The organism is Gilliamella sp. ESL0443 (assembly GCF_019469165.1).
GTDB lineage: Bacteria > Pseudomonadota > Gammaproteobacteria > Enterobacterales > Orbaceae > Gilliamella > Gilliamella apicola_E.
Genome location: NZ_CP048263.1, coordinates 112,506 through 135,836 on the forward strand (window position 1 = coordinate 112,506; position 23,331 = coordinate 135,836).

The 23,331-nt window shown below is 36.6% G+C and carries 23 protein-coding genes; all 23 read left to right on the plus strand.

Annotation, left to right across the window (positions count from 1 at the left end):
- Positions 1-56 precede the first annotated feature (56 nt).
- The 23 genes from rpoC to fabG all read left to right on the plus strand — a co-directional run bounded on the left by rpoC (position 57) and on the right by fabG (position 23,240).
- Positions 57-4,274: a DNA-directed RNA polymerase subunit beta' gene (rpoC, locus tag GYM76_RS00505; RefSeq protein WP_065561817.1), complete on the plus strand. Its 4,218-nt coding sequence runs from the start codon at positions 57-59 to the stop codon at positions 4,272-4,274.
- 80 nt (positions 4,275-4,354) lie between these two features.
- Positions 4,355-4,666, plus strand: a complete 312-nt coding sequence (locus GYM76_RS00510) for an antibiotic biosynthesis monooxygenase (protein ID WP_065735208.1) — start codon at positions 4,355-4,357, stop codon at positions 4,664-4,666.
- 436 nt (positions 4,667-5,102) lie between these two features.
- A complete protein-coding gene (locus tag GYM76_RS00515) occupies positions 5,103-5,699 on the plus strand; it encodes a LemA family protein (protein WP_065561819.1) in 597 nt (198 codons plus the stop codon).
- 371 nt (positions 5,700-6,070) lie between these two features.
- On the plus strand, positions 6,071-6,997 hold the full coding sequence (locus GYM76_RS00520; protein WP_220225537.1) for a YgcG family protein: 927 nt from the start codon (positions 6,071-6,073) through the stop codon (positions 6,995-6,997).
- A gap of 181 nt (positions 6,998-7,178) precedes the next feature.
- Positions 7,179-8,081 carry a YgcG family protein gene (locus GYM76_RS00525; protein ID WP_065561821.1) on the plus strand — a complete coding sequence of 301 codons (903 nt, stop codon included), beginning with the start codon at positions 7,179-7,181 and terminating at the stop codon, positions 8,079-8,081.
- A 369-nt stretch (positions 8,082-8,450) separates the two neighbouring features.
- Positions 8,451-8,702, plus strand: coding sequence for a hypothetical protein (locus tag GYM76_RS00530; protein ID WP_220225538.1), 252 nt, complete (start codon positions 8,451-8,453; stop codon positions 8,700-8,702).
- Positions 8,703-8,802: 100 nt separating this feature from the next.
- Positions 8,803-9,708: a YgcG family protein gene (locus tag GYM76_RS00535; protein ID WP_220225539.1), complete on the plus strand. Its 906-nt coding sequence runs from the start codon at positions 8,803-8,805 to the stop codon at positions 9,706-9,708.
- A 103-nt stretch (positions 9,709-9,811) separates the two neighbouring features.
- Positions 9,812-10,720, plus strand: coding sequence for a YgcG family protein (locus GYM76_RS00540; protein ID WP_220225540.1), 909 nt, complete (start codon positions 9,812-9,814; stop codon positions 10,718-10,720).
- Between the two features lie 320 nt (positions 10,721-11,040).
- Positions 11,041-11,370 carry a PRD domain-containing protein gene (locus GYM76_RS00545; protein ID WP_065561825.1) on the plus strand — a complete coding sequence of 110 codons (330 nt, stop codon included), beginning with the start codon at positions 11,041-11,043 and terminating at the stop codon, positions 11,368-11,370.
- A 45-nt stretch (positions 11,371-11,415) separates the two neighbouring features.
- Complete coding sequence (locus GYM76_RS00550) at positions 11,416-11,784, plus strand: SFCGS family glycine-rich protein (protein ID WP_065561826.1); 369 nt, start codon at positions 11,416-11,418, stop codon at positions 11,782-11,784.
- A gap of 13 nt (positions 11,785-11,797) precedes the next feature.
- Positions 11,798-12,094 carry a DUF4312 family protein gene (locus GYM76_RS00555; protein ID WP_220225541.1) on the plus strand — a complete coding sequence of 99 codons (297 nt, stop codon included), beginning with the start codon at positions 11,798-11,800 and terminating at the stop codon, positions 12,092-12,094.
- A 15-nt stretch (positions 12,095-12,109) separates the two neighbouring features.
- A complete protein-coding gene (locus tag GYM76_RS00560) occupies positions 12,110-12,862 on the plus strand; it encodes a DUF4311 domain-containing protein (protein ID WP_065735203.1) in 753 nt (250 codons plus the stop codon).
- An 18-nt stretch (positions 12,863-12,880) separates the two neighbouring features.
- Positions 12,881-13,534 (plus strand): DUF4310 family protein, encoded by a 654-nt coding sequence (locus GYM76_RS00565; protein WP_065561829.1) that lies wholly within the window; start codon positions 12,881-12,883, stop codon positions 13,532-13,534.
- Positions 13,535-13,583: 49 nt separating this feature from the next.
- Positions 13,584-14,720 carry an amidohydrolase/deacetylase family metallohydrolase gene (locus GYM76_RS00570; protein WP_220225542.1) on the plus strand — a complete coding sequence of 379 codons (1,137 nt, stop codon included), beginning with the start codon at positions 13,584-13,586 and terminating at the stop codon, positions 14,718-14,720.
- The gene (locus tag GYM76_RS00575) at positions 14,698-15,837 is read left to right on the plus strand and encodes a DgaE family pyridoxal phosphate-dependent ammonia lyase (protein ID WP_220225543.1); all 1,140 of its coding nucleotides are present in this window, start codon (positions 14,698-14,700) and stop codon (positions 15,835-15,837) included. The genes GYM76_RS00570 and GYM76_RS00575 overlap by 23 nt, the downstream gene beginning before the upstream one ends.
- Positions 15,837-16,577: a KDGP aldolase family protein gene (locus tag GYM76_RS00580; protein WP_220225544.1), complete on the plus strand. Its 741-nt coding sequence runs from the start codon at positions 15,837-15,839 to the stop codon at positions 16,575-16,577. Before GYM76_RS00575 ends, GYM76_RS00580 begins: the two co-directional genes overlap by 1 nt.
- A gap of 3 nt (positions 16,578-16,580) precedes the next feature.
- The gene (locus GYM76_RS00585; protein WP_220225545.1) at positions 16,581-18,500 is read left to right on the plus strand and encodes a transcription antiterminator; all 1,920 of its coding nucleotides are present in this window, start codon (positions 16,581-16,583) and stop codon (positions 18,498-18,500) included.
- 296 nt (positions 18,501-18,796) lie between these two features.
- Positions 18,797-19,306: a 23S rRNA accumulation protein YceD gene (yceD, locus tag GYM76_RS00590; protein WP_220225546.1), complete on the plus strand. Its 510-nt coding sequence runs from the start codon at positions 18,797-18,799 to the stop codon at positions 19,304-19,306.
- Positions 19,307-19,310: 4 nt separating this feature from the next.
- Positions 19,311-19,478: a 50S ribosomal protein L32 gene (gene rpmF / locus GYM76_RS00595; RefSeq protein ID WP_025316508.1), complete on the plus strand. Its 168-nt coding sequence runs from the start codon at positions 19,311-19,313 to the stop codon at positions 19,476-19,478.
- A gap of 33 nt (positions 19,479-19,511) precedes the next feature.
- Positions 19,512-20,558, plus strand: coding sequence for a phosphate acyltransferase PlsX (gene plsX, locus GYM76_RS00600; RefSeq protein ID WP_081303428.1), 1,047 nt, complete (start codon positions 19,512-19,514; stop codon positions 20,556-20,558).
- Between the two features lie 4 nt (positions 20,559-20,562).
- Positions 20,563-21,516 (plus strand): beta-ketoacyl-ACP synthase III, encoded by a 954-nt coding sequence (locus GYM76_RS00605; protein WP_220225547.1) that lies wholly within the window; start codon positions 20,563-20,565, stop codon positions 21,514-21,516.
- 35 nt (positions 21,517-21,551) lie between these two features.
- Positions 21,552-22,487 carry an ACP S-malonyltransferase gene (gene fabD, locus GYM76_RS00610; RefSeq protein ID WP_065735198.1) on the plus strand — a complete coding sequence of 312 codons (936 nt, stop codon included), beginning with the start codon at positions 21,552-21,554 and terminating at the stop codon, positions 22,485-22,487.
- An 18-nt stretch (positions 22,488-22,505) separates the two neighbouring features.
- On the plus strand, positions 22,506-23,240 hold the full coding sequence (fabG, locus tag GYM76_RS00615; protein WP_065561837.1) for a 3-oxoacyl-ACP reductase FabG: 735 nt from the start codon (positions 22,506-22,508) through the stop codon (positions 23,238-23,240).
- Positions 23,241-23,331: the final 91 nt, after the last annotated feature.

Below are 23,331 nucleotides of genomic sequence, written 5' to 3' on the forward strand. Positions count from 1 at the left end.
ATAACTTATCAGCAATGATAAGTTATCTAATTGGTTTAACTCCATAGGAGTCAATTGTGAAAGACTTACTAAAGTTTCTAAAAGCACAAACTAAAACTGAAGATTTTGATGCTATCAAGATAGGCCTTGCTTCTCCTGATATGATTCGTTCATGGTCTTTTGGTGAAGTTAAAAAACCTGAAACAATTAACTATCGTACGTTCAAACCGGAACGTGACGGATTGTTTTGTGCACGTATTTTTGGACCAGTAAAAGATTATGAATGTTTATGTGGAAAATATAAACGTTTAAAACACCGTGGTGTAATTTGTGAAAAATGTGGTGTAGAAGTCACACAAGCTAAAGTACGTCGTGAGCGTATGGGGCATATTGAGCTTGCATCACCTACTGCACATATCTGGTTTTTAAAATCATTACCATCACGTATTGGTCTATTATTAGATATGCCACTTCGTGACATTGAACGTGTGCTTTATTTTGAATCATTTATGGTTCTTGACGGCGGAATGACAAACTTAGAACGCGGTCAAATTTTAACAGAAGAACAATATTTAGATGCGTTAGAAGAGTTTGGTGATGAATTCGATGCTCGTATGGGTGCCGAAGCAATTCAAGAATTACTACGTAATATCGATGTGCAAGCTGAATGTGAAGCACTACGTGATGAGCTTGAAACTACCAATTCTGAAACTAAGCGTAAAAAACTGACTAAACGTATTAAGATTATTGAAGCATTCATTCAATCAGAAAATAAACCAGAATGGATGATCTTAAACGTATTACCTGTGTTGCCACCCGATTTACGCCCATTAGTACCACTAGATGGCGGACGTTTTGCAACATCAGATTTGAACGATCTATATCGTCGAGTGATTAACCGTAATAACCGTTTAAAACGTTTATTAGATTTGGCAGCGCCAGATATTATCGTACGTAACGAAAAACGTATGTTACAAGAATCTGTTGACGCATTACTTGATAATGGTCGTCGTGGCCGTGCAATTACCGGTTCTAACAAACGTCCATTAAAATCACTTGCCGATATGATTAAAGGTAAGCAAGGTCGTTTCCGTCAAAACTTATTAGGTAAACGTGTTGACTACTCAGGTCGTTCAGTAATCACTGTAGGTCCATACTTACGATTACATCAATGTGGTTTACCGAAGAAAATGGCGCTTGAATTATTCAAACCATTTATTTACGGTAAATTAGAGCGTCGTGGTTATGCAACTACCATTAAAGCAGCCAAGAAAATGGTTGAACGTGAAGATGCAATTGTTTGGGATATCTTAGATGAAGTTATCCGTGAGCATCCGGTATTACTAAACCGTGCACCAACACTTCACCGATTAGGTATTCAGGCATTTGAACCTATCCTAATTGAAGGTAAAGCGATTCAGTTACATCCATTAGTTTGTGCGGCATTCAATGCTGACTTCGATGGTGACCAAATGGCGGTTCATGTACCATTAACGTTAGAAGCGCAATTAGAAGCGCGTGCGTTAATGATGTCAACCAACAACATTCTTTCACCTGCGAGTGGTGAACCTATCATTGTTCCTTCTCAGGACGTGGTATTAGGTCTTTACTACATGACTCGTGATAAAGTTAATGCGAAAGGTGAAGGTATGATTTTAACCGGACCTAAAGAAGCAGAAAAACTGTATCGCTTAGGTCTTGTTGAGCTACATGCTAAAGTTAAAGTACGTATTACTGAAAGCCACCGCAATAGTATTGGTGAGTGGGAAGATACAACTTCTGTGGTTGATACTACAGTTGGTCGTGCTATCTTATGGTTAATTATGCCTAAAGGTATGAGCTTCTCTGTCATCAATCAACCACTTGGTAAAAAGGCGATTTCACGAATTTTAAATATTTGTTATCGCCAATTAGGCATGAAAGAAACTGTTATCTTGGCTGACCAAGTAATGTATACCGGATTTGCTTATGCAGCACGTTCTGGTGTATCGGTTGGTATTGATGATATGGAAATTCCAGCTAAAAAATTACAAATCATCAATGAAGCTGAAATTGAAGTTGCTGAAATTCAAGAACAGTTCCAATCAGGTTTAGTTACCGCTGGTGAACGCTATAACAAAGTTATCGATATCTGGGCAGCAGCCAATGAACGTGTTGCTAAAGCGATGATGGATAACTTATCAACTGAAAAAGTGATCAATCATGAAGGTAAAGAAGAAGTTCAATCTTCATTTAACAGCATCTATATGATGGCCGACTCTGGTGCGCGGGGTTCTGCAGCTCAGATTCGTCAGTTAGCTGGTATGCGTGGATTGATGGCAAAACCGGATGGTTCAATCATCGAAACACCAATTACGGCAAACTTCCGTGAAGGGTTAAACGTTCTTCAGTACTTTATCTCGACCCATGGTGCGCGTAAAGGTCTTGCCGATACCGCATTAAAAACTGCGAACTCAGGTTACTTAACTCGCCGTTTAGTTGACGTAGCTCAAGATCTAGTCGTTATTGAAGATGACTGTGGCACGTTAGAAGGCGTAGTGATGACACCAGTTATCGAAGGTGGAGATGTTAAAGAGCCACTTCGTGAACGTGTATTAGGTCGTGTAACAGCAGAAGATGTATTGAAACCAGGTAGTGCGGATATTTTAATTCCTCGTAATACACTACTTGATGAAAACTATTGTGATTTACTTGAAGAAGAATCTGTCGATAGCGTTAAAGTTCGTTCAGTTGTTTCGTGTGATACTGACTTTGGTGTCTGTGCGAAATGTTATGGTCGTGACTTAGCCCGTGGTCACCTAGTAAATAAAGGTGAAGCAATCGGTGTTATCGCTGCTCAATCAATCGGTGAGCCAGGTACACAGTTAACCATGCGTACGTTCCATATCGGTGGTGCGGCATCACGAGCAGCAGCAGAATCAAGTGTTCAAGTTAAAAACAAAGGTAGCATCAAATTATCTAATGCTAAATTTGTAACTAACCCAGATAAGAAACTGGTTATTACATCTCGTAATGCTGAATTAACGATTATCGATGAATTAGGTCGAATGAAAGAAACTTATAAAGTTCCTTATGGTTCGATTCTAACTAAAGGTAATGGTGCAGCGGTTGATGCCGGTGAAACAGTTGCTAACTGGGATCCACATACCATGCCAGTTATCTCTGAAGCGAAAGGCTTTGTTAAATTTGTTGATATGGTTGATGGTCAAACTATCACACGTCAAACCGACGAATTAACAGGTTTATCATCAATTGTTATTTTAGATGTCGCTGAACGAACAGGTGTTGGTAAAGATTTACGTCCAGCAATCAAGATTGTTGATGCTAAAGGTAAAGATATTTATGTTGCAGGTACAGAGATGCTTGCTCAATATTTCTTACCAGGTAAAGCATTAGTACAATTAGAAGATGGTGCTGAAATCAATGTGGGTGATACACTTGCACGTATTCCACAAGCATCGGTTGGTACTAAAGATATTACCGGTGGTTTACCACGCGTTGCTGACTTATTTGAAGCACGTAAACCTAAAGAGCCAGCAATTCTTGCTGAAATCGATGGTATTATCTCGTTTGGTAAAGAAACCAAGGGTAAACGTCGCTTAATTATCACTCCACTAGATGGTAGTGATCCATATGAAGAGATGATTCCAAAATGGCGTCAACTCAACGTATTTGAAGGCGAACAAGTTGGACGTGGTGATGTGATTTCTGACGGTCCAGAATCTGCACATGACATTTTACGTTTACGTGGTGTTAATGCAGTGACACGTTACATCGTTAACGAAGTTCAAGAAGTTTATCGCTTACAAGGTGTAAAAATCAATGATAAACATATTGAAGTTATTGTTCGTCAGATGTTACGTAAAGCGACAGTTATTCATCCGGGTGGTTCTCGTTTACTTGACGGCGAACAACTTGAAGTTTCACGCTTGAAGATTATTAATCGTGAGCTTGAGGCACAAGGTAAAGAGCCAATTGTTTACTTGCATGATTTGCTTGGTATTACTAAAGCATCACTTACTACTGAATCATTTATTTCTGCGGCATCGTTCCAAGAAACGACTCGCGTATTAACTGAAGCAGCAGTTGCTGGTAAAAATGATGAGCTTCGTGGCTTGAAAGAAAACGTTATTGTTGGTCGCTTGATTCCAGCTGGTACTGGTTATGCTTATCATAAAGAGCGTTTGCGTAAACGTACAATGCCTATTGATGATGAAATTCAACCAACTGTTTCAGCTGAAGAAGCAACAGCTAACTTAGCAGAATTACTCAATTCTGCAGAAGAAAATCAATAGTCAGTAGGACTAAGTTATTAAAATAGCACGTGTAAGCACGTGCTATTTTTTTATGTGTATTTAAAAAAAGGAGTTTTGATATGTATATTGTCATGAACCGATTTAAAGTAAAACGAGGTAGTGAAGAGGCTTTTATTGAAATATGGCGTAATCGTGATACCCATTTAAAAGAGATGAAAGGCTTTAATCGTTTTTATTTTTTAAAGGGGAAAACTGAGGAAAATTATACGTTATTTTCATCATTTGCTGAGTGGGAATCAAAAGCCGATTTCGACGCTTGGGTAAACTCAGAACAATTCAAACATACTCATCGTAATACCGGAAATAGACCAAATAATAACGATATTTACTATGAGCCAGCACAGTTAGAATGCTTTGAAAGTGTATTATAAATAATTATCAAATAATAAACCGCTTATTATAAATTGGTAAAATCTACCTAAATCATCATTAATAAAAGTTTTATGATCAAGAATAAAAATAAGCGGTATATTTTTTATGCGTAAATTAGGATTATACATAGCATGCATTATAAAAATGGCTATAATAATATTGAGTAAATTATCTTAAACAGTGTGGATTAAGGCGACATTAATTTGCAATATAGCCAATTCAATATTAGTGAGTCCACAGATTGATAACTTACATTCCTTGTTTTTTTCAGAGCTTGTTCTTTTTATCGAGATATCGGTATAAATTTGTTAGTGAGATTTAAACTTGAGGTATAAATAAGTGTTTAAAAATCGCAGATAGCTTATTTTAATTCTATTTTTTGATGTATTCATTTGTTAAGCTATCCATAAATTCAACTATTTATAGGAATATACAATGAAATCAAAATTTCTATTATGTGTTTTGGTATTAATTATTGTTGGAGCATTTTTTTGTTTTAGTCGATACAATGATATCCAAACTCGTGACGAAGGTGTAGCAGCTGCATGGTCAGAAGTTGTCAACCAATATAAGCGTCGGGCTGATTTAACTCCAAGTTTAGTTAATACGGTTAAAGGTTATACTACACACGAAAAAGAAGTGTTAACTCAAGTGACCGAAGCAAGAAGTAAAGTTGGCTCAATTCAAATCAACGCTGATCAGCTAACCGATCCGGCTTTATTTGCTAAATTCCAACAAGCGCAATCAGAATTAAGTACTGCCTTAAGCCACTTAATTGCTGTCAGTGAAAACTATCCAGATCTTAAAGCCAGTTCACTTTTTCAGGATCTTATGAGCCAGTTAGAAGGCACTGAAAATCGGATCGCAGTTGCCAGAGGACGATATATACAAGCAGTTCAATCGTTTAATATTTATATCCGAAAAATACCAAATAAGTGGATTGCTGGCTTTATAGGTGTAGAACCTAAACAGCAATTTACGGTTGATAATGAAAAAGAAATTTCAAATGCACCCGCAGTTAACTTTCAATAAACATAATTGCTCAAAAAATATTGAGTGTTAAGTTTGCTGTTAATCATCAGTTGGTATCGATCAACTGAAATTCTCTTCCTTTAAGATCGAGTTATGACCATACCTTAACTCGATCACATAGAAATATTGTACAATAAAGCTCTATTAAGTTTCCCCAATACAAAATAAATAGTGCCAAATTTCCATGACGGCAAAACTTGATAAAAAAAGCAGATGTTAATAGCAAAATTGTTATCTGGCTATATAATAGTCATTTCTACCTATTGATGTCTTATACTACTTAAACCTAAAATAGAGTAGATTAGCTTTTGATATGCGTTTTTTAAAAGTAATAATATTATTCTATTGCAGGTCATTTTGGTCAAAATATAATGAAAAAATATGTTTTCTTTAGTATGTTGTTAATGCTTAGTTGGTTTAGTTATGGTTTGACTGAAATTCCTGCTTTTAATAGTCATATTATTGATACAACCAATACTTTAAGTGCATCGCAAGTCAAGTCTTTAGAATCAAGCCTAATTCAATTTGAACACTCGAAAACTGATGGGGCGCAAATAGCGGTTTTGATGATCGCAAAACTCGACAACGAAACCATAGAGCAGTACGCGCAGAGAGTTTTTAACCAATGGAAAATTGGAAGAAAAGGGCTGGATAATGGTATTTTATTGTTAGTAGTAAAAGATGACCGACAGATGCGTATTGAAGTGGGGTATGGGCTTGAAGGCATTGTTACTGATTTAGTTGCTAGCCACATCATTCGGGAACAGTTAGCTCCACAATTTAAGCAAAATAATTATTATCAAGGTATTAATGATGCAATTTCGGTATTAAAAGATGTCACAATAGGTAATGAAATTCATCCAGAGAAACAAACCCAGAATAATCATAGAATTGGGTTAAGTGAAATGTTAGATATGTTGTTTAACTGGATTATTCAACAAAGCTGGAAAGTGTTTTCCTTTTTTGTTTGTTTAGCCTTCACGGTTAAATTCGAAAAAAATGTATTTAAACGCATTATCATTACATCACTATCAAATAGTTTATTTATCCTAATTGTAACTTGGTGTGTTCACGGTTTTACTTACTTATATCTAATCGATGTCGTTTTTATTTTTGGTATAAATTATGTAGTTGCTAACTTGTTATTCATCGCTATCAGTTTTAAAAATGGCACTAGAAGAAGTCGTAGCGGGAGTGGCAGTAGCAGCCGATCTTCATATAGCCATTCGAGTAGAAGTTCCCGAACCGGCGGAGGTGGCGGCCGCAGTGGTGGTGGCGGTGCATCTGGTCGTTGGTAATGAGATGAACAAAGATAATACTCATTAAGTTTTAATAGTAAGATTATGATTCGGCTATATATTAGTTTTAGTTAACCAATGATATCTTGTCTAAACGCTTTATTAAATGGATCGCAATTAACTGTTTGTTGTAAAAAGTAAAATTTTATTTAGCGTTGTTAATCATAAGGCAAAAAATACAATGAAAAGATATTTTCTAAGTAGTTTATTGTTAATATTCAGTTGGTTTTGTTATGGGCTAACAGACATCCCGGAATTTGCACATCGTGTTATCGACACGACTCATACTTTAACCGATTCTCAAAAAGAGTCATTAGAATCAAGCCTAATTGGCTTTGAAAAGCCTCGAACAGATGGTGCCCAGATAGCGGTTTTAATGATTCCCAAACTGGATGATGAAACGGTAGAACAATACGCAGATAGAGTCTTTATTCAATGGAAAATCGGTCGAAAAGGACAAGACAATGGTATTTTATTACTTATTGTAAAAGATGATAAACGTATGCGAATTGAGGTTGGCTATGGGCTTGAAGGAACTATTACTGACTTAGTGGCCAGTAAAATTATTCGTGAACAATTAGCGCCAGAATTTCGACAAAATAACTATTATCAAGGAATTGATAATGCCTTATCTGCACTGAAACAAAAAATCGATAATCCTGCCCCGAAAAGTGAAGATAACGAACAAGGCTTTAACTTGTTATCATCAGAAGATTTTACTTCCATGTTGAGTAATTATGCGCTGGTGTCATTCGTTATTTGTCTTATACTTGCCAAATTATTGTATCGTAAAGATAAAACCAATCAATGTCTTCTTACTGGTTTATTTAACGCACTATCTGTTGGTGGATTTACCCTTTGGCATATGCGCGATATATTTATTATAGTATTTATCATGTTTGTGGTATTTATTTTGAGTACCATTGCCAGCCGCATTGTGACTCCCGGAGCAGGCGGCGGAAGAGGAAATCATCGAGGAGGAGGCGGTTTTGGTGGTTCTAGCGGTGGCTTCGGCGGAGGTGGTGGCTTTAGCGGCGGTGGTGGTGGTCGCAGTGGAGGTGGTGGCGCTTCCGGTAGCTGGTAAATAGGATAAAAAATAAGGCGCTATATGCGCCTTAATCATATCGATTAATAGCAGTTTATTTTTTACAACAATCGCTAGCCACATCATTAGGGAACAGTAAGCCACACAATTTAAGCAAAAGAACTATTATCAGGGTATTAATGATGCAATTTCGGTATTAAAAGATGTCATAATAGGTAATGAAATTAATCCAGAGAAACAAGCCCAGAATAATCATAGAATTGGGTTAAGTGAAATGTTAGATATGATGTTTAACTGGATTATTCAACAAAGCTGGAAAGTGTTTTCTTTTTTTGTTTGTTCGTTTTCACGGTTAAATTCGAAAAAAGTGAATTTAAACGCATTATCATCACATCACTATCAAATAGTTTGTTTCTCCTTATTGTAACTTGGTATGTTCACGGTTTTAGTTACTTATATCTTACCGATGTCGTTTTTATTTTTGGTATAAATTATGTGTTTGCTAACTTGTTATTCATCGCTATCAGTCGTAAAAACGGCATAAGAAGAAGTCGTAGCGGGAGTGGCAGAAGCAGTCGATCTTCATATAGCTATTCGAGTAGAATTTGCCGAGGCGGAGGTGGCGGCCGCAGTGGTGGTGCATCTGGTCGTTGGTCATGAGATGAACAAAGATCATACTCTTTAAGTTTTAATAGTAAGATTTTGATTTGACTATATAATAGTTTTATTTAGCGTTGTTAGTCATGAGGCGGAAAATATAATGAAAAGATATTTTCTAAGTAGTTTATTGTTAATATTCAGTTGGTTTTGTTATGGGCTAACAGACATCCCGGAATTTGCACATCGTGTTATCGACACGACTCAAACTTTAACCGATTCTCAAAAAGAGTCATTAGAATCAAGCCTAATTGGCTTTGAAAAGCCTCGAACAGATGGTGCCCAGATAGCGGTTTTAATGATTTCCAAACTGGATGATGAAACGGTAGAACAATACGCAGATAGAGTCTTTATTCAATGGAAAATCGGTCGAAAAGGACAAGACAATGGTATTTTATTACTTATTGTAAAAGATGATAAACTCATGCGAATTGAGGTTGGCTATGGGCTTGAAGGAACTATTACCGACTTAGTGGCCAGTAAAATTATTCGTGAGCAATTAGCACCACAATTTCGACAAAATAACTATTATCAGGGTATTGATAATGCCTTATCTGTGCTGAAACAAAAAATCGATAATCCTTCCCCGAAATGTGAAGATAATGAACAAGGCCTTAGGATTGAACAGTTATTTACAGAAAACTTCGCTTATTATGCGCTGGTGTCATTCGTTATTTGTTTTATACTTGCCAAATTATTATATCGTAAAGATAAAACCAAACAATGTTTTCGTACTGGTTTATTTAACGCATTATCTGTTGCTGGATACACTCTTTGGCATGTGGAATATATACTTGAGATAGCATTTTTGATGTTTGTTATAATGTGTGTCGTATTTTGTTTAAGTACCATGGCTAGCGGCATTTTAACTCCCGGAGCTGGCGGAGGAGGAAATAATCGCGGAGGAAGTGGCGGTTTTGGTGGTTCTAGCGGTGGTTCTCGAGGTGGCGGATTTAGTGGTGGCGGTGGTGGCCGCAGTGGTGGTGGCGGTGCATCTGGTCGTTGGTAATGAGATGAACAAAGATCATACTCATTAAGTTTTAATAGTAAGATTTTGATTTGACTATATAATAGTTTTATTTAGCGTTGTTAGTCATGAGGCAGAAAATATAATGAAAAGATATTTTCTAAGTAGTTTATTGTTAATATTCAGTTGGTTTTGTTATGGGCTAACAGACATCCCGGAATTTGCACATCGTGTTATCGACACGACTCAAACTTTAACCGATTCTCAAAAAGAGTCATTAGAATCAAGCCTAATTGGCTTTGAAAAGCCTCGAACAGATGGCGCCCAGATTGCGGTTTTAATGATCCCAAAACTTGATGATGAAACGGTAGAACAATACGCAGATAGAGCCTTTATTCAATGGAAAATCGGTCGAAAAGGACAAGACAATGGTATTTTATTAGTTATTGTTAAAGATGATAAACTCATGCGAATTGAGGTTGGCTATGGGCTTGAAGGAACTATTACCGACTTAGTGGCCAGTAAAATCATTCGTGAGCAATTAGCGCCAGAATTTCGACAAAATAACTATTATCAAGGTATTGATAATGCCTTATCTGTGCTGAAACAAAAAATCGATAATCCTACCCCGAAATGTGAAGATAATGAACAAGGCCTTAGGATTGAACAGTTATTTACAGAAAACTTCGCTTATTATGCGCTGGTGTCATTCGTTATTTGTTTTATACTTGCCAAATTATTGTATCGTAAAGATAAAACCAAACAATGTTTTCGTACTGGTTTATTTAACGCATTATCTGTTGCTGGATACACTCTTTGGCATGTGGAATATATATTTGAGATAGCATTTTTTCTGTTTTTTATAATGTTTGTCGTATTTTGTTTCAGTCTCCTAGTTAGCAACTTTTTAACTCCCGGAGCTGGCGGAGGAGGAAATAGTCACGGAGGAAGTGACGATTTTGGTGATTCTAGCGGTGGTTTTAGCGATAGCGGCGACTTTAGCGGCGGCGGTGGAGGTTCTAGCGGTGGCGGTGGCGCTTCCGGTAGCTGGTAATTTTTAATAAAACGATCTTGGTTATATATCTTCTCCACAATAATCAGCTTTAACATTAAAACCCCGATCATCAAAAAAAAGTTGAGGAACGGGGTTTTTTAATATTAATTTAGGGCGTTAATGACGTTTTTAATCGTTTTTAATGATTAAGTTTGAAATCAATTTACTCAATTACTTATCCAACACGACAATCCTTGTTAGTTACAGAACTCACTCATCATGACAATAAATTTCCTTTTGCAATAGGAAAAAGTCTCTCTCCACATTGATTGTTATTTCATTTAGGCTAAGTCATCTTATAAATAAACAAGAGAATAATAATGACTATGCCACAATTCCGAATGGTCGAAGATGATTTAGATCCCGAAGTTGTTACTGAGCAAACGATAAAAATCATTAATCATTGGTTAGCTGAGCATCAAATCACTCAAAATGATGTGCAAAAAGCGATGCTGTTATCACATGTTAAAGCGATGGTAGAAAGAGCAAAAACTTTAGAAAAACTCCCCGAAGTCGATCCCACTATATTTGATGAATTATCAGAGCAAGCTTTAGCTCTTTCGCGTAAAACAGTAGAACTATTCAATAATCTTCCAATGGAAGAGGTTTATTTATTGGCTGTTCATTATGAGGTGGCCATGGCCAACTAAACAAGTTACTAGATATAAAAAACGATAATTAATAGGAGAACAATTATGGCAGAAGTAGTCATCGTAATCGGCGATAGAATGGGAAAAGGACAAAAAATTGCAGAAGGAATCAATTCTATTGATGGATGTCGCGCAATTGTTATACCAGGTATGGCCGCCGATATGAAATTAGGTGATGTGATGAATCAAGAAAATGCGGATTTAGGGCTTTCGTTTTGTGGAAGTGGTGGCGCGGGTGCGATAACAGCCCAAAATAAGTATGGTTATTCACAACGACATGGTATGCGTTCGATTGAAGAAGGTGAAACTGCCATTAATGATGGTTGTAAAGTGCTTGGTTTTGGTTTTATGGATACGGTAGAGCTTGGTCAGCGTATCGCCCAAGCATTTTTAAAAAAATACCCTCGTTCTTAAATAGGTTTGAAATATGAAAAAAACTGAGCAGATACAAGTAAGAGTAACCGGGCAAGGGGATTCAAAGCAGCGTGCATTTGCCATAGCCTTAAGCCAAGTGCAGAAACAGGTGCTTAAAAATACGAATAATATAATGTTACGAATTGAACCCCTAGATATTAGTGTTGTTTCTGCTACAGAAAAGATAACTACAGAACGTTTTTTATTTATCTTTTTACCTAGAAAAAAAGCATTTTATGACATCACTCTTGATGTATCAGTAAATGTTACGTTTATCGATCTAAGCGATATTAAATTTATCTCTAAATAACGTAAAAGGAAAGTCATGGAAATTCTAATTATAGCGTTAAAGTCTATTGTAATTGGTGGACTGTGTGGATTTGGAGTAGGAGCGGGTGCCGCTCGAATGTTTCATGCTCCAACCTATCAAGGTATGGGGGCATTTCGTACCCTAGGTGAGCTCAATTCATGTGAGGGTGATCCAGCTGCTCACTTTTCATTTGGTTTAGGATTCTTTTTTAATGCATGGGCTTCATCAGTTGCTGCGGGTTCATTCACGCAAGATGTTGATCATCGTATTATCCCAAACTGGGGCGCTGCATTATTGATGATAAAGAACCGAAATTTAGCTCAAACGCTACATGATCCTAAGAAAATGGCGTTTGCTTGCGCATTTATCGGTGTGATTGTTGTGTTATTTTTAAATACAACGACATCAGTTATTCCTGATTCATTAAAAATTACTGCAACAAAAGTCCTAGTTCCAGCTGCGAATTTGCTTGTGGCTACAGTGATGCCAGTTATTTTCTGGTTAGCTGCCTTAGATGCTGGTCGAAGAAGTGGTTTTTGGGGGACATTGTTTGGTGGCCTTGCCCAATTAATTATGGGTAATGCAGTGCCAGGATTAGTTCTGGGAATCTTGATTGGCAAAGGTGTAGATGACAGTGGTTGGAATCGAGTAATGAAAATCATGCTTGTTGCAGTAATCATCTTATTTGTCATGAGCGGATATTTCCGTGGTTTTGATATGAAGATGATAAATTCATTTCGAGATGGTTTGTCTTATTGGTTTAAATAATATAGGGAACAACACATTATGAATACTCAAACAACCATTAATAAAAGTTTTTGGTATGCAGATTGGTCTTTCCCTATTCTTTGTGGATTACTCTCTGCTGGTATTTTTGCTGGGACGCATACTTTCTATGTATATGGTATTGGCGCTTTTAATGAAATTGCCTTTGTTGCAATGCTTAAATCAGGAATGACAACGGGCGACTATGGCGCTGTAGCAGCTTTTGGGGCGAGCTTTTTATTTGCACGTGTTATTGAAGGATCGCTAGTTGGTATCCTTGATATCGGCGGTGCACTACAAACCGGTATTGGTTTAGGGGTACCTGCGCTGTTATTAGCTGGTGGCTATACATTGCCAATTGAGAATTTTTTTGTGGCATTAGTAACAGGTTTAATTCTCGGTTTAGCAATAGGCTTAATTATCATCCTGATACGTAAATTTACCGTTAACAGTGGCGGTGGTTCAACCTTTGGGGCTGATGTCATGATGGGCGCGGGGAATGCTTCAGGTAGATTTCTTGGTCCAATGATTATTTTATCAGCTATGGTTGCTTCTATTCCAATCGGTATAGGTTCACTGCTTGGTGCACTACTATTTTATGTGTGGAAAAAACCTATTACTGGTGGTGCAATCTTGGGTGCCATGATCTTTGGTGGTATCTTCCCAATTATATAACGTCATGTTCCCCTCTATTTATAACATGGTGGAGGGGTTGGATTAAATTATGTATGACTTAATTATAAAAAATGCCAAACTTATTAATGATTCAGTAACTGATATCGCTATTAACCATGGCAAAATTGTTGAAATTGGCAAGGATATAACAGCCCCATCTGAACAGGTGTTGGATCTAAAAAGTCAACACTATATCAGTGCTGGTTGGATAGATTCTCACACTCACTGCTTTGCGCGATCACCTATATATCATGATGAACCCGATCTAATTGGTGTTAAGGCTGGGGTGACGACAGTTGTTGACGCCGGCAGTGTTGGTGCCCTAGATATTGATGAGTTTTATGATTTAGCTATGCAAGCTAAAACTCATGTTTATTCTTTTTTAAATATCTCAAAAATTGGCTTAATAAGGCAAAATGAGCTTGCTGATATGCAAGATGTTGATGTTGCGTTATTTGACAAATCACTCGCTAAATATCCTCATTTTATTATTGGAATAAAAGTTAGGATGAGCCGTAGCGTTGTTGGTGACAATGGTATTTTACCATTAATCAAAGCGAAAGAGATGCAGAAAAAGACTGGTTTACCACTGATGATTCATGTTGGTAATAATCCTCCTGAACTTGATGAAATTGCAGATTTATTAACTAAAGGCGACATTATTACTCACTGTTTTAATGGTAAACCAAATCAAATATTCGATAAACAAAATAATCTGCGAGATTCAATTAAACGCGCTATTGAGCGTGGCGTCATTTTAGATATTGGTCATGGCGGTGAAAGTTTTAGTTTTGCTGTTGCCGAGCGCGCTAAATGTTTAGATGTTTATCCTAACACTATCAGTTCTGATATTTATTCTAAAAATCGCTTACAAGGCCCAGTATTTAGCTTGGCTAATGTTATGAGTAAATTAATTTGTTTAGGTTATAGCAAAACTAGAATTATAGATAGTGTGACGAAAAATGCGGCACAAATATTGCATTTAAAAAACAAAGGAGAAATAGCAATTGGCTATGATGCTGATTTGACTATTTTTGATGTAAGAAAGCAGACTGTTTTGTTTACTGATTCAGAAGGTGATGTGCGTGAATGTCATGAGCAGTTTGTTCCTTTGGCTTCTATCGTTAATAATATTATTGAAATAATACAAGAAGGTAGTGAAAATGAGCTCAGAATCTCAAACTGAAAAAGAAATATACAGTAAATACCATTTGAAAAAAGTGATTAATGCTTCCGGGCGAATGACTATTTTAGGTGTATCAACCCCTAGAGCAGAAGTGGTAGATACCGTATCTCATGGTTTGAATGAATATTTTGAAATAAAAGATCTTGTTGATAAAACAGGTCAATACATTGCTAAATTACTTAATGTAGAAAATGCTGTAGTTGTGTCCTGTGCTTCTGCTGGAATTGCGCAAGCTGTCGCGGGTTTAATTGTTAAAGATGATCGTGATTTGCTATTTAATCTCCATAGTTCTGATAAATATGTACCTCGTGAAATTATTGTTCCCAAAGGACATAACGTTAATTTTGGTGCTCCTATCGGTACGATGGTGTCTTTGGGTGGTGGGCTTGTCGTTGAGGCGGGGTATGCGAATGAGTGTAAACCAGAGCATATTGAATCACTAATTAATCCTGATACTGCAGCTATTTTATATGTTAAATCACACCATTGCGTGCAAAAAAGTATGTTATCCGTAGCTCAAACCGCCACGATTGCCAAAAAATATAATATTCCTTTAATTGTTGATGCCGCTGCAGAAGAGGATTTACAAGCCTATTATCAACAAGGTGCGGATTTAGTTATCTATAGTGGTGCAAAAGCTATTGAAGGGCCGACTAGTGGATTAGTCATTGGTCGTCATCAAGCAATTGAGTGGCTTAAACTTCAGTCTCAAGGTATTGGAAGACCAATGAAAGTGGGGAAAGAAGGTATTTTAGGTTTAACAAAGGCTATTGAATTATATATTAATGATCCAAAACAAGAAACTGGACAAGAAATGGTTTCTAAAATGACACCATTTATTGAAAAATTAAATTCAATTGATGGCATATCGGCAAAAGTTGTTTGGGATGGTGCAGGGCGCGATATTGCTCGAGCAGAAATATCATTTGATTCAAAAGTTATTGGTAAAACCGCAATTGAAATGATTGAGCTGATGAAGCAAGGTGAAGTTGCAGTCTATTTTAGGGAATATAAGGCCAATGAAGGCAAAGTAGATGCAGATGTTCGCAGTGTAACTGCCGAACAGCTTGATATTATCTATAACAAAATTAAAAAAATTATCCAAGGAGTAAAATAATGCAATTAACACCAAATTATTTTAATGACCGTGTCTGTTTGAATGTACTAGCCAATTCAATTGATAATGCGCGTGCTATTTATGAAGCTGCTCAAACTTATGTTGTTGTTGGCGTCTTATCAAAAAACTATCCAGATAATGAGCAAGCAATTACTGATATGAAAAAATATGCTTTAGCCATTGATAATGCAATTTCAGTTGGTCTTGGCGCGGGTGATCCAAACCAATCTAACATGGTGTCTGAAATATCAGCCGTTCTTCAGCCTCAACATGTCAATCAAGTTTTTACTGGAGTAGGAACAAGTCGCGCTTTGTTAGGGCAAAAAGAAACTGTAATCAATGGACTTGTATCACCAACAGGTAAAGTGGGCTTAGTTAATATCGCAACCGGACCATTAAGTTCAAAATCACCCGCTGCAATCGTACCTGTTGAAACCGCTATTGCGTTATTAAAAGATATGGGAGGGAGCTCTATAAAATATTTTCCTATGGGTGGTTTAAAACATGTAAATGAATATGAATATGTAGCTAAATGCTGTGCTGAATATGATTTTTATCTAGAGCCTACAGGGGGAATAGATTTAGACAATTATGAAGCCATTTTGAAAATTGCTTTAGATGCAGGTGTAAAAAAAGTGATTCCACATATTTATACGTCAATTATTGATAAAGAAACTGGTGCGACAAGAACTGAAGATGTTAAACAACTTTTAGCTATTACGCAAAAATTAGCAGGATGAGTAATGGCATCTAAATTGCTATTCCCTTATCAACGATTAGCTTATATTTTTGATACGATAAAAAATGAATTGCTACCTCAAAAAGAGCTAGCAAATCGTTTTTCAGTATCGATAAGAACTATTCGTTCGGATATTTCTGCTTTAAATGATGTGTTACAAACTTATGGTGCGCAGGTTGATTATATTAAAAATATTGGTTATCGCCTTGTAATAGTTGATTCTAACCTTTATGCAACAATACCCATCGTTCAGCAAATTGAACGGGTTCCTCGCACTAATAAAGAACGCGTTTCCGCCTTACTTATTGCATTTTTAACACAATCTAAATCTGTAAAATTGGATGATATTGCTGGTGAATGGTTTTTAAGCCGTAATACATTGCAAAATGATGTTATTGAAGTTAAGCAGTATTTAGACAAATACCATTTATCGCTCGATAATCGTCCTTATTCTGGTATGCGATTAGTCGGAGAGGAATCAGCTATCCGAGCTTGTTTAACTGATATTTTATGGCAACACCATATAACGGGCAATACTATCAATGTTAATCGTTTAATACAGGCAATATTGCCTGATATTGATTTAGAGTATCTTGAAAGCCTATTACAAGACCAGTTTGAACGTTTTGAATTGAAATTAACTTCGGAAGGGCAAGGGTATTTGCTCTATTGTTGTGCAGTCTCGATAACTAGAATTACGCAAGGTCATGAATTATTGGACTATCAAGTGGATCATATTGATTCTACAGTAATTGGAGCTGCACGAGAGGTCTCTGAAGGCTTTTCTTATTTTTTAGGCAGTGCACTTTCAGATGCTGAATTTAATTATTTATGTGTGCAGATTATGTCGCGCACTATTATGCAATCACCTAATCAAGCTAAAAGTCTAGAGTTATTTGAACATATCTTGTCTTATATCAATGATTCTTATCACTATAATTTGAAAGATGACATGAAACTTCGCCAAGATATGTTAATCCATATTTCATCGATGCTATCTCGGATCAAGTATAAAATTCATACTTCCAATCCATTACTACATGAAATTAAGCAATATTACCCTTTTGCCTATGATATTACTTTATCAGCATTAGCGAATATTCATAAATTTACTGATGTTAAAATGACTGAAGATGAAATTAGTTATTTAGCAATTCATATAGGCGTCGCATTAGAGCGTAACTATAGTGCTGGATATGAAAGATTAGTGCAAATTTTACTCGTTAGTGAATTAGGTAATGCCACCTTGCGTATGATTGAATCAAAGATTAAACGAGATTTCCCTCATATTTTAATTAAACGAACGCTTTCTTATCGAGAATACGAGCAGTTAACTCATATTGAGGAAGATTTTGTTGTCTCTACCGTTCGCTTGACCGAAAAAGATAAGCAAATAGTAAAAATAGCGCCATTTCCAACACCTTATCAACTTGAACAATTAGGGCGATTATCTATGGTAGATCGCACAATGCCATATATTATTGAGCGCTTTTTTAATGAAAAGTTTTTCCTAATTATTGATAAGCCAATGACACAAAATGAACTGTTTCAGATAATTTGTCAGCGCCTTGAGAAATCAGGATATGTTGGATCAGATTTTCATTCATCGGTGGTGGAGCGAGAGAATATTGTATCAACCTTAATTGGTGAAAATATTGCTATTCCCCATTCAGTAGGGTTGTTGGCTAAAAAGACAGTGGTAACAACTATTTTGGCTCCTCAAGGTATTGAATGGAATAAAAATGAGATTGCGCATGTCATTTTCTTATTAGCAATCAGTAAAGATGAATATGAAGATGCGATGCGAATCTATAATTTAGTGGTTAATTTTGTTAAAGAAAGATCAACTAAGCGGTTACTAAATAGTCGAAGTTTCGATGATTTTCAAGCCATAGTAAAAGACAGTTTTGGGCGGCTATCATAATTAATTTGCTTTAAATTTGAAATTGGGAAAGCGATTTCTATTAAGTGAATAGAATTTCAATGATCAAATAAATAACGATTTTGGATATTAAAAAACCCCGCTCCTCAACTTTTTTTTCTAATACTAATGTCAGGAAATAAAAATGATAAATATTAAAGGAATAATTAATAATGAAAACAAATTATCTTGTGCTTACCCATTGACGAAACAGTGATTTAAAGGTAATATGCGCGCCTTATGGCTTTGTGTGGTTTTTAGCTGCACTTAATAATTTTTAAGGTAGACATGCATATCTTATGCAAAATAAATTACCATTAACAATTGACCCAATCAAAGCAGCACAAAAAAGACTTGATTATGTTGGATATTATCCAGCAAAAAGTGCAACGAGGATTGAAAGTCCAAAAAGTGATATCGAATGTCATCTATCTTTTGATTATGATGAACAAAGATTTTGCGTTATCACCATTGATGCAAAAATAACGCTTGAGTTGATTTGTCAGCGTTGTTTTAAACCTTTTATCACTGAAGTCCATGTGATGAATAAATTCAGCCCTGTTAAGAGCGATGCTCAAACAGAGGCATTACCGGAACATTATGAACCCGTTTTAGTTAACGAGTTTGGTGAAGTAGATATATTAGCGTTAATTGAGGACGAAATTATTCTCTCATTACCAATTGCGCCGGTGCATGATAGTAAACACTGCGAAGTGTCAGAGGCAGATATGGTATTTGGTGAAATTCCAGCGGAGAATGAAAAACCAAATCCATTTGCAATTTTAGTTAGTTTAAAGAATAAGGGGTAAATCCATGGCTGTTCAACAGAATCGTAAAACTCGTGCAAAACGTGGTATGCGTCGTTCTCATGATGCATTAACTGTTGCTAATATCTCAGTTGATGAATCAGGTAAAACACATTTACGTCATCACGTAACCGCTGATGGTTATTATCGCGGTCGTAAAGTGATTTCTAAATAATTATTTAGTAACTAGAAATCTTCAGGTGACATTTTGGATAATCTAACCATTGCGTTAGATGCTATGAGCGGGGACTTCGGTCCTCGTATTGTTGTTCCTGCTGCAATTCAAGCATTACACCATTATCCAAACCTTTCTATCTTTCTTGTCGGTGATTTAAAGGAAGTTGGCTTTTTTTTGTCTAAAGAAAATGCAAAGCTGGTTACTCAATATCAAGAAAATGGTCGTTTGATGTTAACTGAATCTACTGCGATCATCGCTAACGATATGAAACCATCATATGCAATTAGGCATAGCCAAGGTTCCTCAATGAGGATTGCATTAGAGTTAGTGAAAAGTAGTAAGGCTCAGGCTTGTGTCAGTTCCGGTAATACTGGTGCGTTGATGGGGCTATCTAAGCTGTTGTTGCATTCTTTAACTGGTATCGATCGCCCGGCATTAGTTGCCACCATTCCTGCGTTAAATAACCAAAATACTGTTGTGCTTGATTTAGGTGCTAATGCAGAATGCGATAGTGATATGCTAGTGCAGTTTGCCATAATGGGTGAAATACTAGCAAAATCAGTCCTTCATATTAAAAATCCGCGCGTTGCTCTGCTTAATATTGGTGAAGAAGATATTAAGGGGCTAGATAAAATTCGTGCTGCGGCGTCTATTTTGAAAGCCAATGATCAAATTAATTATATCGGTTATTTAGAAGGCAATGAGCTGTTGACCGGTAAAACTGATGTGCTTGTTTGTGATGGTTTTGTTGGTAATGTGACGCTCAAAACAGTAGAAGGATTAATCAAAATTTTCATGTCATCATTTAAAATGCTATTAGGGCAAAACTCATTAATTATGAAATTTTTGAGTAAATGGCTTCAACGAAAAATAGTAAAAAATTTTGGTTATTTAGATCCTGGACGATATAATGGTGCCTGTTTACTTGGACTTCAAAGTATTGTGATTAAAAGTCACGGTAGTGCCAATCAAAAATCATTTTTTGCAGCAATTGAGCAAGCTATTTTAGCTATCGAAACGAATATACCTGAGAAGATTGCCAATAGTCTTTCTTCTGCACTACCTAAGAGCGAATAATTAGATGTATACAAAGATATTAGGAACAGGAAGCTATCTTCCAAAACAAATAAGAACCAATGCCGATCTTGAAAAGATGGTCGATACTAGTGATGAATGGATAACTACCCGTACTGGTATTAAAGAAAGACGCATTGCTGCACCCGATGAAACCGTTACTAGTATGGCTTATGAAGCGGCGATTAATGCGATTGAAATGGCGAAAATCGATAAACAAGAGATTGGTTTGATTATTGTTGCAACAGCAACATCGGTTAATGCTTTTCCAAGTTCAGCTACTGAATTACAGGCCAAATTGGATCTGGGTGATGTAATTGCATTTGATGTATCAGCTGCTTGTTCAGGATTTATTTATGCGCTTGATATTGCGGATAAATATGTGAAGAGTGGTGCAATTAAATATGCCTTAGTGGTTGGCTCAGATATGTTAACTCGTGGTGTTGATCCAAGTGATCGCGGGACAATTATTATTTTTGGTGATGGTGCAGGAGCTGTTGTAGTGGGTGCTTCACAAGAACCAGGAATTATTGCTTCTCATCTTCATGCTGATGGTCGTTATGGTGAATTGTTAAAATATCCATATGTCGATCGTCGTTCACTTAATGATCCAGTTTATATGACAATGCATGGGAATGAAGTATTTAAAGTTGCAGTCAAAGAACTTTCAAATTTAGTCGATGAGCTATTATCTGAGAATGCATTTAATAAATCAGATTTAGATTGGTTAGTTCCTCATCAAGCTAATTTACGAATTATTTCAGCTACGGCTAAACGTCTTGATATGGATATGAGTAAGGTTATTGTAACGCTTGATAAACAAGGTAATACTTCTGCTGCATCGGTACCTTGCGCTTTAGATGCAGGTGTGCGAGATGGCCGTATTAAACGAGGGCAGTTAATATTGTTAGAAGCTTTCGGCGGTGGTTTCGTTTGGGGCTCTGCACTCGTTAAATTTTAATTTATAACTTATTTTAAGTAATCAAGGATTTCAAAATGACCAAATTTGCAATGGTATTTCCAGGACAAGGCTCACAAGCTGTAGGTATGTTAAAAGATCTTGCTGAAAACTATCCAATTGTGAAGTCAACTTTTGATGAAGCTTCACAAGTGTTAGGTTATGATTTATGGGCTTTAGTGCAAGATGGTCCTGCTGAGGAATTAAATAAAACTTGGCAAACTCAACCAGCATTACTTGCTTCATCTGTTGCTATTTACCGTGTTTGGCAAAGTATTAATGGCGCTCAACCAGAATTTATGGCAGGCCATAGTTTAGGCGAATACTCAGCATTGGTATGTGCTGGCGTAATTGATTTTAAAGATGCAATTAAATTAGTTGAGCTACGTGGAAAACTAATGCAAGAAGCTGTACCAAGTGGTACAGGGGCAATGTTTGCTATCATTGGTTTAGATAACGATTCGATCCGTAAAGCTTGTGACGAAGCGGCTCAAGGTCAAGTCGTTGCACCAGTTAATTTTAATTCACCTGGTCAAGTTGTTATTGCGGGTAATAAAGAAGCGGTTGAACGAGCAGGTGCTCTGTGTAAAGAGGCTGGAGCTAAACGAGCATTACCACTGGCAGTTAGCGTGCCTTCACATTGTGCTTTGATGAAACCAGCCGCTGATAAATTAGCGGTAGCATTAAATAATATCACATTCAATGCTCCTAAATTTGCAGTAATTAATAATGTTGATGTTAAAGTTGAAACATCAGCAGACAAAATCAAAACAGCATTAATCGCTCAGCTATATAGCCCTGTTCGTTGGACTGAAACAGTAGAGGATATGGCAAAACAAGGTGTAACAATGTTAGTTGAAATCGGACCAGGCAAAGTTTTAACTGGTTTAACTAAACGAATCGTTGATTCATTATCGGCTTATGCTGTTAATGATAAAGCATCATTAGATGTTGCGATAGAAAATACTAAATAGAAGGTAAAAGGGGTAGTTATGAACCTATCAGGAAAGATTGCTTTAGTTACTGGTGCAAGCCGTGGGATCGGGAAGGCAATTGCAGAAAAATTAGTTGCTTGTGGCGCAACCGTTATTGGAACTGCAACAACCGAAAAAGGTGCTCAAGCCATAAGTGAATATTTAGGCACTAAAGGTAAAGGTTTAGCACTAAATGTGACCGATGAAGGATCTATTGAATCAGTTATTAATACAATTAAAACGGAATTTGGCGATATTGATATTCTGGTTAATAATGCAGGTATCACTCGTGATAATTTATTAATGAGAATGAAAGAAGACGAGTGGCAAGATATTTTAGATACTAATTTAACGTCTGTATTCCGCTTATCAAAAGCATTAATGCGTACTATGATGAAAAAACGTTATGGTAGAATTATTACTATAGGATCTGTTGTTGGTACTATGGGTAATGCAGGCCAAGCTAACTATGCGGCGGCAAAAGCTGGATTGATTGGATTTAGTAAATCATTAGCTCGTGAAGTTGCATCTCGAGGTATTACGGTTAATGTGGTAGCACCAGGGTTCATTGCAACAGATATGACAGAAGCATTGACTGATGAACAAAAGGCGTTAACATTAGCGCAAGTGCCAGCAGGGCGTTTAGGTGAACCAGCTGAAATTGCTAATGCAGTAGCGTTCTTGGCTTCTGATGAGGCATCTTATATTACGGGTGAAACTTTACATGTCAATGGCGGCATGTATATGGTGTAATTGATCAGAATAGTGTAAAATGAGTCAATAATTTCATATTTTGAACAAAAAATAAGCAATTGGGTTGAAAAATGATTGGCATCTTTTTCAA

Excerpts from the sequence above, each read along its gene's own strand:
- GYM76_RS00525 (WP_065561821.1), top strand. The coding sequence starts at position 7,179 with ATGAAAAGATATTTTCTAAGTAGTTTATTGTTAATATTCAGTTGGTTT.
- GYM76_RS00510 (WP_065735208.1), top strand. The coding sequence starts at position 4,355 with ATGTATATTGTCATGAACCGATTTAAAGTAAAACGAGGTAGTGAAGAG.
- fabD (WP_065735198.1), top strand. The coding sequence starts at position 21,552 with ATGACCAAATTTGCAATGGTATTTCCAGGACAAGGCTCACAAGCTGTA.
- rpmF (WP_025316508.1), top strand. The coding sequence starts at position 19,311 with ATGGCTGTTCAACAGAATCGTAAAACTCGTGCAAAACGTGGTATGCGT.
- GYM76_RS00575 (WP_220225543.1), top strand. The coding sequence starts at position 14,698 with ATGAGCTCAGAATCTCAAACTGAAAAAGAAATATACAGTAAATACCAT.
- GYM76_RS00515 (WP_065561819.1), top strand. The coding sequence starts at position 5,103 with ATGAAATCAAAATTTCTATTATGTGTTTTGGTATTAATTATTGTTGGA.
- GYM76_RS00540 (WP_220225540.1), top strand. The coding sequence starts at position 9,812 with ATGAAAAGATATTTTCTAAGTAGTTTATTGTTAATATTCAGTTGGTTT.
- GYM76_RS00605 (WP_220225547.1), top strand. The coding sequence starts at position 20,563 with ATGTATACAAAGATATTAGGAACAGGAAGCTATCTTCCAAAACAAATA.
- GYM76_RS00585 (WP_220225545.1), top strand. The coding sequence starts at position 16,581 with ATGGCATCTAAATTGCTATTCCCTTATCAACGATTAGCTTATATTTTT.
- GYM76_RS00555 (WP_220225541.1), top strand. The coding sequence starts at position 11,798 with ATGAAAAAAACTGAGCAGATACAAGTAAGAGTAACCGGGCAAGGGGAT.
- GYM76_RS00560 (WP_065735203.1), top strand. The coding sequence starts at position 12,110 with ATGGAAATTCTAATTATAGCGTTAAAGTCTATTGTAATTGGTGGACTG.
- GYM76_RS00580 (WP_220225544.1), top strand. The coding sequence starts at position 15,837 with ATGCAATTAACACCAAATTATTTTAATGACCGTGTCTGTTTGAATGTA.
- yceD (WP_220225546.1), top strand. The coding sequence starts at position 18,797 with ATGCAAAATAAATTACCATTAACAATTGACCCAATCAAAGCAGCACAA.
- GYM76_RS00545 (WP_065561825.1), top strand. The coding sequence starts at position 11,041 with ATGACTATGCCACAATTCCGAATGGTCGAAGATGATTTAGATCCCGAA.
- GYM76_RS00535 (WP_220225539.1), top strand. The coding sequence starts at position 8,803 with ATGAAAAGATATTTTCTAAGTAGTTTATTGTTAATATTCAGTTGGTTT.
- GYM76_RS00550 (WP_065561826.1), top strand. The coding sequence starts at position 11,416 with ATGGCAGAAGTAGTCATCGTAATCGGCGATAGAATGGGAAAAGGACAA.
- GYM76_RS00520 (WP_220225537.1), top strand. The coding sequence starts at position 6,071 with ATGAAAAAATATGTTTTCTTTAGTATGTTGTTAATGCTTAGTTGGTTT.
- GYM76_RS00570 (WP_220225542.1), top strand. The coding sequence starts at position 13,584 with ATGTATGACTTAATTATAAAAAATGCCAAACTTATTAATGATTCAGTA.
- GYM76_RS00565 (WP_065561829.1), top strand. The coding sequence starts at position 12,881 with ATGAATACTCAAACAACCATTAATAAAAGTTTTTGGTATGCAGATTGG.
- fabG (WP_065561837.1), top strand. The coding sequence starts at position 22,506 with ATGAACCTATCAGGAAAGATTGCTTTAGTTACTGGTGCAAGCCGTGGG.